The organism is Haliea sp. E1-2-M8, assembly GCF_030649675.1.
Classification (GTDB): Bacteria; Pseudomonadota; Gammaproteobacteria; order Pseudomonadales; family Halieaceae; genus Haliea.
The window spans coordinates 1-15743 of record NZ_JAUTDR010000020.1; the positions used below are offsets into that span (position 1 = coordinate 1).

General features: G+C 63.3%; 14 protein-coding genes and 1 riboswitch. Of the genes, 10 read left to right on the forward strand and 4 right to left on the reverse strand.

Annotated elements, in window-relative coordinates; genetic code table 11:
* Nucleotides 1–66: 66 nt before the first annotated feature.
* Together cobO and Q6D67_RS15740 are read right to left on the reverse strand one after the other, a co-directional pair.
* Nucleotides 67–678: a cob(I)yrinic acid a,c-diamide adenosyltransferase gene (cobO, locus tag Q6D67_RS15735; protein WP_304706619.1), complete on the reverse strand. Its 612-nt coding sequence runs from the start codon at nucleotides 676–678 to the stop codon at nucleotides 67–69.
* A 12-nt stretch (nucleotides 679–690) separates the two neighbouring features.
* Nucleotides 691–2550, reverse strand: coding sequence for a TonB-dependent siderophore receptor (locus Q6D67_RS15740; RefSeq protein WP_304706620.1), 1860 nt, complete (start codon nucleotides 2548–2550; stop codon nucleotides 691–693).
* Nucleotides 2551–2651: 101 nt separating this feature from the next.
* Nucleotides 2652–2815, reverse strand: a riboswitch (cobalamin riboswitch).
* A gap of 115 nt (nucleotides 2816–2930) precedes the next feature.
* Here Q6D67_RS15740 and Q6D67_RS15745 point away from each other — a divergent pair.
* The 8 genes from Q6D67_RS15745 to Q6D67_RS15780 all read left to right on the forward strand — a co-directional run bounded on the left by Q6D67_RS15745 (nucleotide 2931) and on the right by Q6D67_RS15780 (nucleotide 11900).
* On the forward strand, nucleotides 2931–3422 hold the full coding sequence (locus Q6D67_RS15745) for a DUF501 domain-containing protein (protein WP_304706621.1): 492 nt from the start codon (nucleotides 2931–2933) through the stop codon (nucleotides 3420–3422).
* Nucleotides 3423–3424: 2 nt separating this feature from the next.
* Nucleotides 3425–4384 carry an XdhC family protein gene (locus tag Q6D67_RS15750; protein WP_304706622.1) on the forward strand — a complete coding sequence of 320 codons (960 nt, stop codon included), beginning with the start codon at nucleotides 3425–3427 and terminating at the stop codon, nucleotides 4382–4384.
* Nucleotides 4381–4962, forward strand: a complete 582-nt coding sequence (locus Q6D67_RS15755) for a nucleotidyltransferase family protein (protein WP_304706623.1) — start codon at nucleotides 4381–4383, stop codon at nucleotides 4960–4962. The genes Q6D67_RS15750 and Q6D67_RS15755 overlap by 4 nt, the downstream gene beginning before the upstream one ends.
* 68 nt (nucleotides 4963–5030) lie before the next feature.
* The gene (locus tag Q6D67_RS15760; RefSeq protein ID WP_304706624.1) at nucleotides 5031–6095 is read left to right on the forward strand and encodes a 3-deoxy-7-phosphoheptulonate synthase; all 1065 of its coding nucleotides are present in this window, start codon (nucleotides 5031–5033) and stop codon (nucleotides 6093–6095) included.
* A 664-nt stretch (nucleotides 6096–6759) separates the two neighbouring features.
* Nucleotides 6760–7518: a TonB-dependent receptor domain-containing protein gene (locus Q6D67_RS15765; protein WP_370551978.1), complete on the forward strand. Its 759-nt coding sequence runs from the start codon at nucleotides 6760–6762 to the stop codon at nucleotides 7516–7518.
* Entirely contained in the window at nucleotides 7515–8033 is a 519-nt protein-coding gene (locus tag Q6D67_RS15770; protein WP_304706626.1) for a TonB-dependent receptor, read from the forward strand. Before Q6D67_RS15765 ends, Q6D67_RS15770 begins: the two co-directional genes overlap by 4 nt.
* 80 nt (nucleotides 8034–8113) lie before the next feature.
* Nucleotides 8114–10573, forward strand: coding sequence for a zinc-dependent metalloprotease (locus tag Q6D67_RS15775; RefSeq protein WP_304706627.1), 2460 nt, complete (start codon nucleotides 8114–8116; stop codon nucleotides 10571–10573).
* A gap of 19 nt (nucleotides 10574–10592) precedes the next feature.
* Nucleotides 10593–11900, forward strand: coding sequence for a serine hydrolase (locus Q6D67_RS15780; protein WP_304706628.1), 1308 nt, complete (start codon nucleotides 10593–10595; stop codon nucleotides 11898–11900).
* Here Q6D67_RS15780 and Q6D67_RS15785 read toward each other — a convergent pair.
* The gene (locus Q6D67_RS15785) at nucleotides 11894–12652 is read right to left on the reverse strand and encodes a creatininase family protein (protein WP_304706629.1); all 759 of its coding nucleotides are present in this window, start codon (nucleotides 12650–12652) and stop codon (nucleotides 11894–11896) included. The genes Q6D67_RS15780 and Q6D67_RS15785 overlap by 7 nt on opposite strands.
* A 202-nt stretch (nucleotides 12653–12854) precedes the next feature.
* Between Q6D67_RS15785 and Q6D67_RS15790 the strand changes: the two genes are divergently transcribed.
* Both Q6D67_RS15790 and Q6D67_RS15795 read left to right on the forward strand, forming a co-directional pair.
* Complete coding sequence (locus Q6D67_RS15790) at nucleotides 12855–14024, forward strand: sulfotransferase (RefSeq protein WP_304706630.1); 1170 nt, start codon at nucleotides 12855–12857, stop codon at nucleotides 14022–14024.
* Nucleotides 14021–15133, forward strand: a complete 1113-nt coding sequence (locus tag Q6D67_RS15795) for a DUF1214 domain-containing protein (protein WP_304706631.1) — start codon at nucleotides 14021–14023, stop codon at nucleotides 15131–15133. The genes Q6D67_RS15790 and Q6D67_RS15795 overlap by 4 nt, the downstream gene beginning before the upstream one ends.
* 15 nt (nucleotides 15134–15148) lie before the next feature.
* Here Q6D67_RS15795 and Q6D67_RS15800 read toward each other — a convergent pair whose 3' ends face one another.
* The gene (locus Q6D67_RS15800; RefSeq protein ID WP_304706632.1) at nucleotides 15149–15616 is read right to left on the reverse strand and encodes an Lrp/AsnC family transcriptional regulator; all 468 of its coding nucleotides are present in this window, start codon (nucleotides 15614–15616) and stop codon (nucleotides 15149–15151) included.
* Between the last annotated feature and the right edge of the window lie 127 nt (nucleotides 15617–15743).

The window sequence follows — 15743 nt, forward strand, 5'->3', positions numbered from 1 at the left end:
TCTCTCGGCAAGATGCAGATCTCAAAATGTCTCGACATTATGTTTCGTAATTAATGGTTTATGATACTAGTAATCAACGCCGCGGCGGGCCTTGATGCCGTGGTTATAGGCGTGCTTGATCTCTTTCACTTCCGACACCGTGTCCATGATGTCCTGCAGCGCCGAGCCGCCACCGCGGCCGGTGACCACCACACTCTGCTCCGGCGGCCGGTTGGCCAGCGCGGTCAGCACCGTGTCCTCGGCCAGGTAGTCAAAGGCCAGCATGTAGGTGAGTTCATCCAGCACCACCAGATGATAGGCGGGATCGGCCAGCATGGCGCTGGCCTGTTCCCAGGTGCGCACTGCGGCGGCAATGTCGCCGCTGCGGTCCTGCGTGTCCCAGGTGAAGCCGGTGCCCATCTGGTAGAACGCTACCTGCGGGCAATGCTCCCGCAGATAGATTTCCTCGCCGGACAGTTGCTCGCCCTTGATGAATTGCACTACCCCGACCTTGTAGCCATAGCCCAGGGCGCGCATCACCATGCCGAAAGCTGAACTGGACTTGCCCTTGCCGTTGCCCGTGAGCAGGATCGCCACGCCGCGTTCGGTGTTGGCGGCGTTGATGCTGGCGTCGACACTGGCCTTCTGCCTGGCCATGGCCTTTTTGTGACGTTCGTTCTTGCGCTCGTTGTCGGTCATCCAGTTTGGCTCCTAAAATGAAAAGCGCAGACCAGCGTAAGCGGCCCTGCCGCTGGTCCGGTAGCTGGGGATTTCTTCGTAGTCTTCGTCCAGCAGGTTCTCGATGCGGCCGTAGACTTCGAGGCCCGCTGCCAGCGTGTAGCGCGCATTGAGGTCCAGCACTTCGTAGTTGTCGAGAGCGCTGCCATCGAACTCGCGCGCATCCCGCGAGGCCCGCAGGTGCAGGCCCAGGGCCAGCTCGCTGGATGGCGCCTGCCACTGCAGGCCGACATTGGCGAGGTGCCGAGGGCGATAGACCCGGTGGCCCCCGGCCGCGGTTTCGGTATCGTTGTAAGTGTAGTTGCCCTGCAGTTGAAGTTGCATGGGCAGGGGCACTTCGGCGATCAATTCCACACCTTTGGAGTCGCTGTCGCCGCTACCCTGCAGGTAGCCAGAGTAGCCTTCGAGGTCAAAGAATATTTCGTTTTCCACGGTCTGCTCAAAAATGATGGCTTCCAGCACCAGGCCCGCGGGCCCGAACCATGCCACACCGAACTCGTGTCCTTCACTGCGTTCCTCCTGCAGGCTGACATCCACTGCCGGCGGGGAGGCAAAGAAGCTGCGGTTGTAGGCGATTTCATACAGACTGGGGGCGCGGAAACCGGTACTCCAGGCACCCTTGAACTTGAGTTCGCTGGCACCCACCGGCACCAGGTAGGCGGCGCTCACCCGGTAGGAATCGTGGCTGCCGAAATTCTCGTTGTCGTCGTAGCGGCCGCCGGCGGTGAAGTAGAGGCTGTCCCCGAGGCGCCCCTGGTATTCCAGGTAGGCACCGGTCTGGTCGCGTTCGGTATCGAAGGTGCCATCATCCAGTGTCTGCTCCTCGTGGTCCACACCGTACACCAGCTGCAGGGCTGCCGCCGGTGAGTAGCTGCCGAGGTAGCTGACCCGGCTCAGCGTACCTTCGGTGCCAAAGCCGGGCAGTCCTTCGGTGAAGAGCTGGCGTTCGGTCCGGTTGTGGCTGTAGGCCAGCTCGTGCTGCAGCTGGTCGCCGCGAAAACTGGCGGCAGTGCGCCAGGACTGCTGCGAGAAACTGTCGCTGCAGCGGTTGCTGGGGGCAAAGGTGTCGTTGGTGAAGCAGCCGTCAAACTGGTTGTCGCCATCGACGTCCCGGCCCACCAGTTCCAGGCGCAGTTGTTCGCTGATATTCCAGCCGCCGCGGGCGTGTACGGTGGTGTTCTTGTAGCCGTCGTCGTCGGCCGGGTCGATGTCATTGGTACGGGAATTGAAGCCGTCGCTGCGGTAGTCCGCCAGCGACAGGTTGCCATCCAACGTGTCGCTGCCGGCGCCGATGTTGGCGGCATAATGCTGGCTGCCGTAGCGGCCGGTCTCCGCACTTACGTCGCCGCCGAAGCCGTCACCCGGGGTACGGGTGCTGATATTGATGACCCCGCCGGCGTCCGCGCCGTACATCAGGCCCTGGGGGCCGCGCAGGATTTCCACCCGCTGCACGCCGCTGCTGAGCAATTGCTCTACCCGCGGCCCAACCTGGGGCGCCGAGGTGTCGGAGATGTCGATGCCATCGATCAGGATCCGGGTGCGGTAGGCCTCCTCGCCGCGAATTCGCAGGGAGGATATCTTGCCGGGGCCGCCGTTGTTGCTCACCGCAACAGAGGGCTGGCTGCGCAGGATGTCCTGCAGTGAAGTGAAGCCCCGGGCGCGTATATCCGCAGCGTCAATCACCGAGATCGAGGTGCCGACCTCGCGCAGTGGCATGGCGATCCTGGAAGAGCTGATCACGATCTCTTCCAGCGGGTAGGTAGCGGTATTGTTACCCCAGGCGGGCAGGGTGGTCAGCAGCGCGACGGCGCCGGCGAGTGCGTGTGGTTTCATGTGGTACCTCAATGCCAGAAAATGTTGGCGATTGAGGGAGGGGATCCAGGGAACGCAATGCGGGAAACGGCATCAGGCAACCTTCAATGAAGCCCTCCGCTCCATCGTTGCTTGTGCCAGGCAGGTATCGGGCTCACAGCTGTTGCTGTCTACCGTTGCGGGGGCAGCGGTGGCATCGGCACGGGGCCTCACCACACTTCCCATTTAACCGGCCCAGCCGTGTCAAGTGACACCGGCGGCAGGCACCTGGTACGCGACGCACTGTAGTGACTGAGGCTGTAGCTGTCAATTGTCCAGATTTTGTCGACAAGTTCCCGCGCCTTACGCGGATGCATGTTTGCCGTAGAATAGGCGCCTGATACCCGGTTACGGAAAGCGCAATGACATTTACCGAAACTCAGTGGGCGCAGGTCGCGACCCTGCTGGGCCGCGAGCCCCGCGGCCTGGAGGATATCCCGGTGGTCGACGACTGCGGCCAGCCCCGGGTGATCCGGGTCGCTTCGCTGGTGGAGGGGAAACCGTTTCCCACCTTGTTCTGGCTGGTTGATCCGGTGCTGAACTATCGCATCGACCAGGAAGAGGCGCGGGGACTGATCAAGGACCTGCAGACCCGGGTCAATGCCGAACCCGGGTTGCAGGCGTCCATGCGCGCGGATCACGAGGCCCATATCCGGCTGCGCGACAGCTTCCTTGCGGCCGAGGATCGCAGGGCCCTGCAGGCAGCGGGTTTTGCGGAGGTTTTGCAACAGCGCGGTATCGGCGGTATCGCCGACTTCACCCGTATCCGCTGCCTGCACACCTGGTATGCGGCCCACCTGGTGGTGCCCAACACCATCGGTGGTTTGCTGGACCTGCATTGGGCGGCTCTCTAACCATGCAGATACCGGATCAGTCCATTCTCAGCAGCGCTCTTGACTGGCTGTCAGAAGCCGCTGCGCCACCGGTCTGGCTGTGCACCATCGTCGCAGCGCAGGGATCCTCGCCGCGTCCTCCCGGCGCGTTGCTGGCCTGCAACGGTCGCGGCGAACAGGTGGGCTCCCTGTCCGGGGGATGCATTGAGGAAGACCTGTTGCAGCGTTTGCAGTCCGGCGCTCTGCCGGTAGCACAGGCAGAGCTGATTGAGTACGGGGTCACCGCGGAAGAGAACGAACGCCTGGGCCTCCCCTGTGGCGGTCGGCTACAGGTGCTGGTCCAGCGGCTGCAGGCGGATCGTGATCCGCCCTGGTTGAGGGCGGCACTGGACGCGATTGCGGCCCGGCGCTGCCTGCGCCGCTCTGTCGCCGTGGACACCGGCGCTACGGTGACAACAGCGGAGGAGCATCACGCTCCCCTGCACTTTGCTGGCCGCACCCTGGAACAAACCTTCGGCCCCCAGATGCGTCTGCTGCTGGTGGGGGCGGGGCAACTCGGCCAGTCCCTGGCGGAACTGGCCCTGGCAATGGACTACGAGGTGCTGGTGGTCGATCCGCGGCAGCGCATGCTGGCGCAGTGGCAGGGCCCCGCGGTGCCCTTGCTCGCCGGTATGCCCGACGACGCCGTGCGCGAGCATGCCAGCGACCGCCACAGCATCGTGATCACCCTCACCCACGATCCGCGCATAGACGACATGGCGCTGATGGAGGCCCTGACCACCGACGCCTGGTACGTGGGCGCCCTGGGGTCGCGCCGCACCACGGAAAAACGCTTGCAGCGCCTGCGTCAGCTGGATATTCCCGAGGACCGTCTGGCCGTGTTGCACGCCCCGGTAGGGCTGGATATCGGTAGCAAGACACCGCTGGAAATTGCCGTGTCCATCATGGCCCAATTGGTGCAGCTGCGGCGGGCGCGGCGGTGAATGTCGGTGTGCTGTTGCTGGCGGCTGGCTGGAGCCGACGTTTTGGCAGCGACAAACGCCTCGCGTTGTTGCCCGATGGCCGCCCCCTGTTGTTCGCGGCCGTGTCCGCGATCCAGCGCAGTGGGCTGGACTTGCGTGTTTGCTTGCGACCCGGTGATGACGCGATCAAGGAGCGTCTGTTGGCGGCGGAGGTCGCGGTGCTGGAGTGTCAGCGCGCCGCCGAAGGTATGGGCGCAACCCTGGCGGATGCGGTCGCGCAGCTGGGGGGCTGGCAGGGGCTGCTGGTAGCGCTCGCGGACATGCCCGGCATCCGCCCGGGTACGTTTCGCGCTGTGGCAGAAGCCCTGACGGCGGATTCCATCGTCACGCCCACGTTTCAGGGAGAGCCTGGTCACCCGGTGGGGTTTGGGCGCGTTTTCTTCCCCGCCCTCGCCAGGCTGGACGGTGACCGCGGTGCCCGTGATCTGGTCAGCCGGGCGGGCAGCAGGCGCCTGTGCCTGTCGCTGGCGGACCCCGGTATCCTGCGCGACGTGGATTATCCGGCGGATTTTCGGGCTCTGGGGTCCCCGCAGCCCTGAACTGCGCTCCACCCTCGCCGCTGCGAGTGGTATATTGGCAGGCTATTCTGGACCTGTCCGAGAGCTTCATGACAACCAATACCGATGACCTGCGCATTCAGCGCACCAACGAGCTGGTCGCACCGCAGCAACTTATCAGTGACATTGCGGTGAGCGATCTGGCGGCCAGCACCGTGGCCGCCGCCCGCCACGGCATTCACCGCATTCTGGCCGGCGAGGACGACCGCCTGCTCGCCGTGGTCGGCCCCTGTTCCATTCACGACCCGGCGGCCGCGCGGGACTACGGTCGGCGCCTGAAAGCCGTGGCCGATGCGCTGGCGGACGATGTGCTGCTGGTGATGCGCGTGTATTTCGAGAAGCCGCGTACCACGGTGGGCTGGAAGGGGTTGATCAACGATCCGGACCTGAACAATACCTTCCAGATCAACAAGGGCCTGCACCTGGCCCGGCAATTGCTGTCGGACCTGGCCGACATGGGCTTGCCCGCCGGTACCGAGTACCTCGACCTGATCAGCCCGCAATACCTGGCGGACCTGATTGCCTGGGGTGCCATCGGCGCCCGCACCACCGAGAGCCAGACCCATCGGGAACTGGCTTCGGGTTTGTCCTGCCCGGTTGGCTTCAAGAACGCCACCGATGGCGATATCCAGGTCGCCATCGACGCCATCAAGTCTGCTTCCCAGCCGCACCATTTCCTGTCGGTCACCAAGTACGGCCACTCGGCGATTTTCCAGACCACCGGCAACGAGGACTGTCACATCATCCTGCGTGGTGGCAAGCACCCCAACTACGACATGTTCTCGGTTGACGATGCCGGTGCCATGCTGGTGAAAGCGGGCTTGGCGGCTCGCATCATGGTCGACGCCAGCCACGCCAACAGCCGCAAGATTCCCGCCCGGCAGCGGGACGTGATCCGCGATATCGGCAATCAGGTCGCCCGCGGCAGCCGCAGCATTTTCGGCATCATGATAGAGAGCAACCTGGTGGAAGGGCGCCAGGATGTGGTGGCTGGCCAATCTCTGACCTATGGCCAGAGCATCACCGATCCCTGCATCAACTGGGATGATACCGAGATCCTGCTCGAAGAACTTGCCGCCGCGGTGCGCGCGCGGCGCCAGGGGGCGACCGTCTGAGGCTTCGCCGCATATCCCCGGTTGGCAACCGGGGCCTCAGCTGTCCAGCTTGTGCCCGCGGGCACATCCCGCCGACATAAAACCGTCTTGTTCCCGTCCTCAGCGCAACATGCGAGCGCTAATGTCCTTGCCTTCTCTGACAAGCAACGAGCGAGGATGCGCCGTGATCTACTCATCCCTGTTGACCCCCACCAGCAGCCAGACAGTGCTGCCCAACTGGCGCCGCAGCGCTCTCGCGGTAATCTGTGCCGGGGCTGGTGGTGCAGGAGCAGAGTGTCAACAATCCGGGCTTTGTGATTCGTGGCATTACCTCGGACAGCGGCTCCGCCGGTATTGCGCCGCGGGTCTCCATCCACCAGGACGGGTCGATATCAGCCGTTCGCGCGCCTCGCGTTCACTTACAAGAAGCGCGACGGTTTCATAGAGAATATCGACGGGCGCCCCGAATCCCAGAATCCCGGAAGGCCCGCGGAAGCACTGAACGGTACCGAGACCCTGGCTGTGCGCGGGTTTCTGGCATGGCAGCCGACGGACAGGCTGCAGGCAGACCTGATTTTGAATTACCAAAGGGATACACGTCCGGGGAGTTCCTTTAAAAGCGGCTCTAAAAAGCGGCTCTATCCCTCCGACCGGCGGCAGCACCGACCCGAACAGCTTTGCGGAGCTGGGCCCGCATGGGAGCTTGCGCAACGATTATCTGGGCGGTGACCTGGGCATCGACCGCAAGGTGCACAGCACAACCCTGAACATTGCCTACGATCTCAGCGATGCCTGGACGGTCAACTCGATCAGCAATGCCCGCAGCTTCGATTCGCTGGAAGTCTTTGATGCCGACGGCACCGCAGCGTTCTGGCTGGAGTTTGCCGAAGATGCAGAGAGCGACCAGTGGAGTCAGGAAATCCGTGCCAATTTCAATGACGGCAGTGCAGTAAGCGGTTTCTTCGGCGCCAGCTATTTCTGGGAAGACGGTTCCCAGGCTGTGCCCTTTGCGACCGATGAGGGCGTATTTGCCGCCTGCCTCGGGCTTGCGCCCGGTGTTCCCTGCATCAACGCTGACGGCAGCGTGAACTCGATTTTTCCGGTTCCTGTGATCTTCAACGAACGTTTTGGCAATACCGGCAAGAACACAAGCTGGTCGGTCTATGCTGACGCCACCTGGCAGGTCACACCGCAGTTGACTGCGACCGCCGGCATCCGCTATCTGGAAGACGAGTGTCAGGGAGGCGCCTTCGCAACCGGCAATACGTCGGCGCTGTTTGGTGGTCCCTTCCTGGGTGGGCTGTTCGGCAATACCGGTGGTCAGGTAGTGAAATCAGATACCGAGACCTTTGACGCCTGGCTGCCGCGTCTGTCACTGAGCTATTTTTCTCCGATGACTTACACATCTAGGCCAACGTTGGCAAAGGGCGCGTCGCCCCGGTGATCGATGTGGAAGGGCAGGGCGGGGCAGAGAATCCCTTTGCGATTGTCAGCATCTTGCCCGCCGAGGAAATCTGGAACTATGAAATCGGTCTGAAGTCGCAGTGGCTGGACAATCGCCTCGGCTTTGATCTGTCCTACTTCTTTTTCGGTGGCAACCGTTTCCGGCTGCAACCGGAAACGACGGCATCTCTCGCCCTGGTGCACGAACTGGCGCTGGCAGGCGGTGCCGGCGTTCAGTCCATGCTGTCATATACCTGGCGCAGCAAGGTTTACTTCGAAAATGCGAATACACCCATCGCTGGCCAGGATATCGCCGAGGATGCGGTCAGCCTTGTCGGGCTCAATATAGGTTACACCACAGCGGACGGCGATTGGCGGGTCGGCGCCTACGCCGATAACCTGCTCGACAAGGAATACATCATCGATGCCGGCAACACCGGCGGCGCCTTCGGCACGCCCACGTTCATTGCTGCTCCGCCGCGATTCTATGGTGTCGAAGTGGCCTACAATTTTTGAAGGGGCATATGGAAGCCGTGTGTCGGCGGTAAATCCTGCTGTTACACTGAACACAATTCAGGGTTCTCAGGGGGTGATTGATGCGCTATTGGTGGCTGTTGTTACTGGCTATAACTGTTGCCGGTTGCGGCACTGACAGGCAGGCCGACACCGCAGCAGGCCTGCCGGATATCGCCACCCACACCGAAGGCATGCAGCATCTGCCCGGGTTTCAGGACCTTTACTGGGACGATGAGCGCGGGCGGCTGTACCTGGAAATTGCCGAGCCGGGGCAGCCATTCATCTATGTAAGCGGCCTGTCCCGGGGCGTGGGTTCCAACGACCTGGGCCTGGATCGCGGCCAGCTGGGCGCAACCCGCCTGGCGCGTTTTACCCGCGTCGGCGACAAGGTCCTGTTGCTGGCGGACAATCCGGCTTTCACTGCCAGTACCGATAACTCCGACGAACGTCTGGCGGTGGAGGAAGCTTTTGCCCGCTCCGTCATTGCCGGTTTCACAGTGACTGCGGCCACTGGCCAGCGTCTGCTGGTGGATGGCACGGACTATTTCCTGGCGGATGTGCACGGCGTTGCAAGGCGGCTCAAGGATGCAGGGCAGGGTGATTACCAGGCGGATCCGGAGTGCTCCGCTATATTTCTGCCTCGCACCCGGGGTTTTCCCGACAACACTGAAGTGGATGCCATGGTGACTCTGGAGGGTGAGCCGCAGGGGGAGATTATCGGCACGGTCGTGCCCGACCCCAGGCTGGTAACGGTGCACCAGCACCACTCCTTTGTGCGCTTGCCGAAGCCTGGTTATGAGCCGCTCCCCTATGATCCGCGGTCGGGCTTTATCGACCCCGGTAACGATGCCCAGCGTTTCGACTACGCAACTCCGATAGGCGAGCCGGTCAGGCGGAATTATGCCTGGCGTCACCGTCTGCAGAAAAAGGATCCCGCTGCCGAGCGCAGCGAAGCGGTTGAACCCATCGTCTACTACCTTGACCGCGGCGCACCGGAACCGGTGCGCAGCGCGTTGATCGAGGGCGCCCTGTGGTGGAACCAGGCCTTCGAGACGGCGGGATACGACAACGCCTTCCGCGTGGAGATGCTGCCCGAGGGCGCCGATCCGATGGATGTGCGCTACAACGTGATCCAGTGGGTGCACCGCTCCACCCGCGGCTGGTCCTACGGCTCCAGCGTGCGGGATCCGCGCACCCAGGAAATCATCAAGGGTCACGTCACCCTGGGCTCGCTGCGGGTGCGCCAGGACTACCTGCTGGCGGAAGGTCTGCTGGCGCCCTACGGCGATGACGGCGTGGTGCCCCCGGAATTGCTGGAATTCGCCCTCGCACGTATTCGCCAGTTGTCCGCCCATGAAGTGGGGCATACCCTGGGGCTGGAACACAACTTCGCCGCCAGCGCCGATGACCGCGCCTCGGTGATGGACTATCCTCATCCCTACGTGACCCTGGACGCCAACGGCGACCCTGACCTCTCGCAGGCCTACACGGAAGGTATGGGCCGCTGGGACAAGCGCGCCATTCTCTACGGCTACCAGGACTTCCCCGACGGCGTTGATGTTCCCCGGGCACGAGAGAAGATCATCCGCGACACGTATGCCTCAGGCTTGCACTACGTGGCCGATGCCCATGCCCGGGGAGATGCCTTTGCGGTCACTGCGGGCCCCGCCCACCCCCTCGGCAGCCTCTGGGATAACGGCGCCGACCCGGTGGCTGAACTGCAGCGCCTGCTCGCTCTGCGCAGGACGGTTCTGGAGCGATTCTCCGAGCGTGTTATCCGCCTGGGCCGGCCCATGGCGCAGATCGAGGACGCGCTGGTTCCCATGTACCTGTTGCACCGCTACCAACTGCAGGCGGCGGCCACTGTCATTGGCGGCCAGGAATTCACGTATGCCTTGCGGGGCGACGGCCAGGTGCCCACGGCGATGATTCTCCCTGCGCGCCAGCGCGAGGCGATTGCGACGCTGCTGGAGACTCTGGCACCCGAAACCCTGGCGCTGGCGCCCCAGCTGGTTGCCCTGATTCCCCCGCGCCCGCCGGGTGCCGGGGATTCACGCGAGCTTTTTCCGCGTCACACCGGCTACGTTTTCGACCCCCACGCCGCAGCGGCGACGGCTGCCGGCCTCAGTCTCGACATGTTGCTGAATCCGACGCGGGCAGCACGCATGAACAACAATCAGGCGCGCTCGGCCGCCCAGCCCGGGTTCCCGGATTTGCTCGACCAGGTGCTGGCCGCGACCCTGTACGCGCCGCCGGAAGGGGGTAATGCCGGCGCCCTGCAACGGGTGGTTCATAGCGCCACCCTGGAGCGGCTATTGCGCCTGGCTGGCGGCGCCGGAGTCCAGCCCCAGGTGCGGGCCGAGAGTCTCGACGCCCTGCTGGCACTCGCGCCCTGGCTGGAACAGCAGGCGCCGGCGTCCTCGTCACAGTGGCGCGCGCACTACCTGTTTGGCGCTGCACAAATTCGGCGCGTAGTGGATGATCCGGCCGCACTGCAGGGTCTGGAAGCGCTGCCGGCGCCGCCCGGATCACCGATTTAACCGAGAAGGAGACCACGGGATGAGAACACTTTTGCTGGCCCTGCTTCGCCCCGGCCTTATTGCGATCCTGGTCACCGCTGGCGCTGCCGCCGCGCAGCAACCGCCCGCGGTGGATGAACTCATGCGGGGGGCACCGGTGTCCCCCGACAGGCGCGTCACGCTGCAGAATTTCATGCAGGAGCCCTACAGCCGCTGGGGCTTCCGGCACATACGGCAGCTGGCGCCGACTGCGGAGATCTATGCCGGCCCCGGCCCGGCCTCGCCGCTGGAGAGCCAGCCGGTGGACCTGGACAAGCTGGTGTTCAACGTCGGTGAAGATCGCACTCTTGACCTGGCGGCCTGGATGGAGGAGTCACGCACCGACAGCTTCCTGGTGCTGCACCGCGGCCGCATTGTGTACGAGCGCTACCTGCACGGCATGCAGCCGCACCTGCCCCATCAGATGTTTTCCGCGACCAAGTCGTTTGTCGGCACGCTCGTGCTGCTGCTTGCGGAGGAGGGCGCGATTGATCTGCAGCGAACGGTTGCGAGCTACCTCCCCGAACTGGCGGACAGTGCCTTTGGCAGTGCCACCGTGCAGCAGTTGCTGGACATGGTTACCAGCGTCAGTTTCAGCGAGGACTACGAGGACCCCGCCGCCGATATCTGGCAGTACGGGCAGATTGCCTGGATCGGCTACGACCCTGCCGTACCCTATACCGGTCCTGCATCAATGTACGATTATCTGCCTACGCTGACATCCCGGGATGCGGAGCACGGGCGAGCGTTTCACTACGTCACCCCCAACACCGATGTGCTTGCCTGGCTCCTGAGCAGGGTGACCGGGCAGCCCCTGCAGCAATTGATCGCCGAGCGTATCTGGCAGCCCCTGGGCGCGGAGCGCAGCGGTTACCTGTGGCTGGATCGGGGGAGCGTGCCGATGGCCGGCGGCGGGCTCAACATCACGGCACGGGATGCAGCGCGGTTCGGCCAGATGATTTTGCAGGAAGGGCACTACAACCAGCGCCAGGTGCTGCCCTCTGCGGTGGCCCAGCGCATCCTCACGCCGCGCAACCGCGAGGTTTTCAACGTGCTTTATCAGGACGAGTGGTACGAAAACATTGCCTATGGGTACCACGACCAGTGGTGGAGCTTTAACAACGCGCACCGGGCGGTGTCCGCCATCGGCGTGCACGGGCAGTTCATCTACCTCGACAAGGTTGCCGACATGGTGATCGTCAAACAGTCAGCCCACCCTGATGCCGAGGGCGAATCCAACGAGGTGCACGGCCCCCTGATCTGGCACCAGATCGCGCTGCACCTGATGGAGCTGGATAGCGATCAGTGACCGCTGAACCGTGCCAGATCGTCTAGCAGGCACCGCGCCGCCAGCGCGACTATCTTGCCGCCGTCAGTGGCATTGGCCTGGGTGGGGTCTGAGCCGATGCGGCCATCCGGGAAGTCGCGGCGGTAGCGCACTGCATCGCTGATCGAGCCGTTGGGCGCAATCTTCGGGCTCATGGCGGTATGCTGGCGTTCCCGTTCCGGGTACGCCCAGTAGGTCACGGCTACTTCCGAGGCGGTAGCGTGGCTGCCGTGGCCCTCCGGGTAGAGCTGGCCGCAGAGAGACAGAACTTTGCTGAAATCCCACCAGTCCCGGCGTTTCAGCCACAGGTCGGGCCGGGTTTCGGCGCCGCGGGGGTCGAAGCTGCGCCGGGCATGGATCTCGGCAAAGGCCGCTTCGATGGTGGCGATGTTGCCGCCGTGGCCATTGAGCCAGTAGATCCGGTCGAAGCCGTGGCGCAGCAGGCTGTCGGTCCAGTCCACCATGGCTGCGATCATGGTAGAGGGTCGCAGCGTTATGGTGCCGGGGAAATCGAGGTGATGTTGGGCGCAGCCAACGTTGAAGGTTGGTCCTACGAGCAGGTCATCGGGGGCCAGGCTTTCGGCATGATTGGCGATGATTTCCGGGCAGAGCGCATCCGTGCCAAGGAAGCCGTTGGGCCCATGTTGTTCCATTGAGCCGATGGGAATCACGATGGTCGTCGATTTCTTCAGCCAGGCGTCGATGTCTGGCCAGGTGGAAACGGGAAGTCGCATGGGATCAGTCCTGTGGCAAACGCGGGAGATTAGCAGCTGCGGCTGCCGGGGAGCAATGCGCGCGCCACGGTCTCGTTTGTTATACCAGTGCGAATGCGCGCGGGAACGGGAGATGCCAGCCTCTTGCCGGGTCTGTAAAGTGGTACTCTGGGCAGGGCCGCAGGGCCTGTCAGCACAATAATAACGACTGAAAGGGTGACCCGTGCTTGAGATTGAATCATTGCGCCAGCAGGCCATGCTGGATACCGGGCTGGAGGATTTTGGCGATCCGGCGTTTTACGAGGCATTGGAACGGCTGTTGGACGCGCTGCTGACCGAGGCGCGGCTCAACGAGTTTGGCCAGATGCGCGCGGAGATGACAATCCTGGCGGGCCTCAGCAGGCGCCTGCAGATTCAGGACTATCTCTCGGCGCACCCGGAAGTCGCCGATGAGCCCGTGCGCCAGCCGGTATTTATCATCGGCCTGCCCCGCACCGGCACCACCGCCCTGCATCACCTGCTGAACCAGGATCCGCGCAACCGTACCCTGCGCCTGTGGGAGGCCCAGAACCCGGTGCCACCGCCGGAGACCGCCACCTACACCACGGACCCGCGCATTGCCGCGCAGGCCGAAAGTGTGGCCCTTACCGAGACCTTCCTGCCCGGGTTCAAGCGCACCCACCTGATCGACGCCCAGGAGCCGGATGAGTGCTATATGCTGCTCAACCGGAACTTCATGTCAGTGGAGTACCCGGCCCTGTTTCATATCCCCAGCTACGCCAACTGGTTCTACGCCAACCTGTGCCGGTCCGACAGCTACGATTACCACCGGCGCCAATTGCAGTTGCTGCAGTCGCACCACCCGGGCCGCTGGGTGTTGAAAGCGCCGTTCCATCAGCTGGGCCTGCGGGAAATCCTGCGGGTCTACCCGGATGCCATCATTCTCCAGACCCATCGCGCGCCGATGGCGTTTGTCGGCTCCGGCTGCAGTTTCAGTGAAGTGCTGCGGCGCAGCGGCAGCGAGGTAGTCGACCGGGCGGAGATTGGCCGCGACTGGATGAACATGCTCACCGCCTACACCCGCACCTTCGAGGCCGACCGGGCGGCGCTGGAACCTGCGCATCCGGGCCAGTTTATCGATCTGCACCACGATGACTTCCTGCGCGACCCCTGGTCGGTGCTGGAGCAACTCTACGCCCTGCGGGGCATGCCCCTGGATGCTTCTGCACGTGAACGAATGCAGGGCTGGCTGGACGCACACCCTCGCGGGCAGCATGGGGAGCACCGCTACCGGTTACAGGATTACAGTATTGATCGCGGCGAAGTCGAGGCCCTGTTCGGGGACTACATCGGCCGCTACGGATTGAATATGGATGAGGAGAGAGCAGCATGAATGAACCCAAAACCGCAGAGCAGCGCGTTCTGGACGGCAGCAGCTGGAGCGACTTTTGCGATGCCCTGAAAGCGGCGGGCCAGCTGGTGGAAGCGGAGCTGGCCCCGCAGGACGCTTTCAATCGCGCCGAAGGTTACCGCTATCTGAGCCGCATGCTGCGCGCGGGCCTGGAAAGTTTCCTGGAGGCGGGCGACCCGCTGTTCCCGGAGCTGCGCTGTCCCGCTCATGAGACCATCAAGCTGGGCGCAGACAACCCCGACAACCACTACCAGACCGCCAGCATCGACCCCAACCACGACTACCGCATCACCGGTAACCGCGGCACGGTGGATTATCTGGGTTTCGGTACCGTCATCAACCGCTACAGCAGCGGCGGTGGCATGAAGACCGATGGCTGGCTGGACTCGCGGGAGCTGGAGCTCAACCCCGACGGCAGCCTGGAAATTATCGTCAGCCAGACCCGGCAGCCCGGCAACTGGCTGCCCATGGGCCCGGAAACCAATGCCATCAACGTGCGCCAGACCTTCCAGGACCGGCGCCGGGAAACGAAAGCGGAAATCCGCATCGAGCGCATAGGCGCAGAACAGGAGAGGCCGGCACCGTTGAGCCCCGAAAAACTGGACCGCGCCCTGCAGGGTGCGGTCCAGTTCATGCGCAACACCACCGGCCTGTTCGAGGGCTGGGCCGAGAGCTTCCTGCCTACCGTGAACGAGGTGGCGGCCGCGGACCAGGCCTACTGCCAGGCGATCGGCGGCGACCCGAATATCTACTATTTCCACAGCTGCTGGGAGCTGGCGGAGGACGAGGCGCTGCTGATCCACGCTCCCGAGGTGCCGGCCTGCCAGACCTGGAACTTCGTGCTGCAGAACTGGTGGATGGAATCCCTGGACTACCGCTACCACCAGATTCACTTCAACAAGCACACGGCGCAGTACGAAGCGGACGGCGCCGTGGTGATCGTGGTCGCCCATCAGAAACCGCCCCAGGCCAACTGGGTGGAAACCGCCGGCCACCACCGCGGCACCCTGTGCTGGCGCTGGATTGGCGCCAGCGAGCACCCACCGGTACACGCCCGGGTGGTGAAATTCAGCGAACTGGACCGGGTTTGAGCGGGACGGCTCTGCCTATGCCCTCTCCGGGTCCAGGGGCAGGGCCGTCTCCAGCTTGATTTCCCGCAGCGCAATATTTGACTTGATCTGGGAAATCCAGGGGAGGCCGAACAGGAAGCCCTCCAGGAAGGCGTCGAAGCTGGCGATGTTTTCGGTGACCACCCGGAGGATGAAATCCGCGTCCCCGGTAGTGACGAAACACTCCATGACTTCGGGGCGCTGCAGTACAGCGGCTTCGAACTCCGCGGTGCTTTCCCGTACGTGTCGCGCCAGAGTGATATGGATGAAAGCGCAGAGGTTGAGATTGACCTTTTCCCGGTTCAATAGAGCGGTATAGCGCTCGATCACGCCGTTATCTTCCAGTGCCCTCATGCGCCGCCAGCAGGCGGCCGGAGAAATATCCACCGCGCTCGCCAGTTGCTGATTGCTGATACGGCCATCGCGCTGCAGGGCCTGCAGTATCCGGATATCAATGCGGTCCACGATTTCTCTCTGTTAGTGAAATAAAATTTCGAATACCTGTAAATAACGCAAGGATTATCCACTAAAGCGGAGTTTGTTCAAAGAAAAAGGAAGCACATTTCTGGTGCGAAGGACTATAGTTCTACGT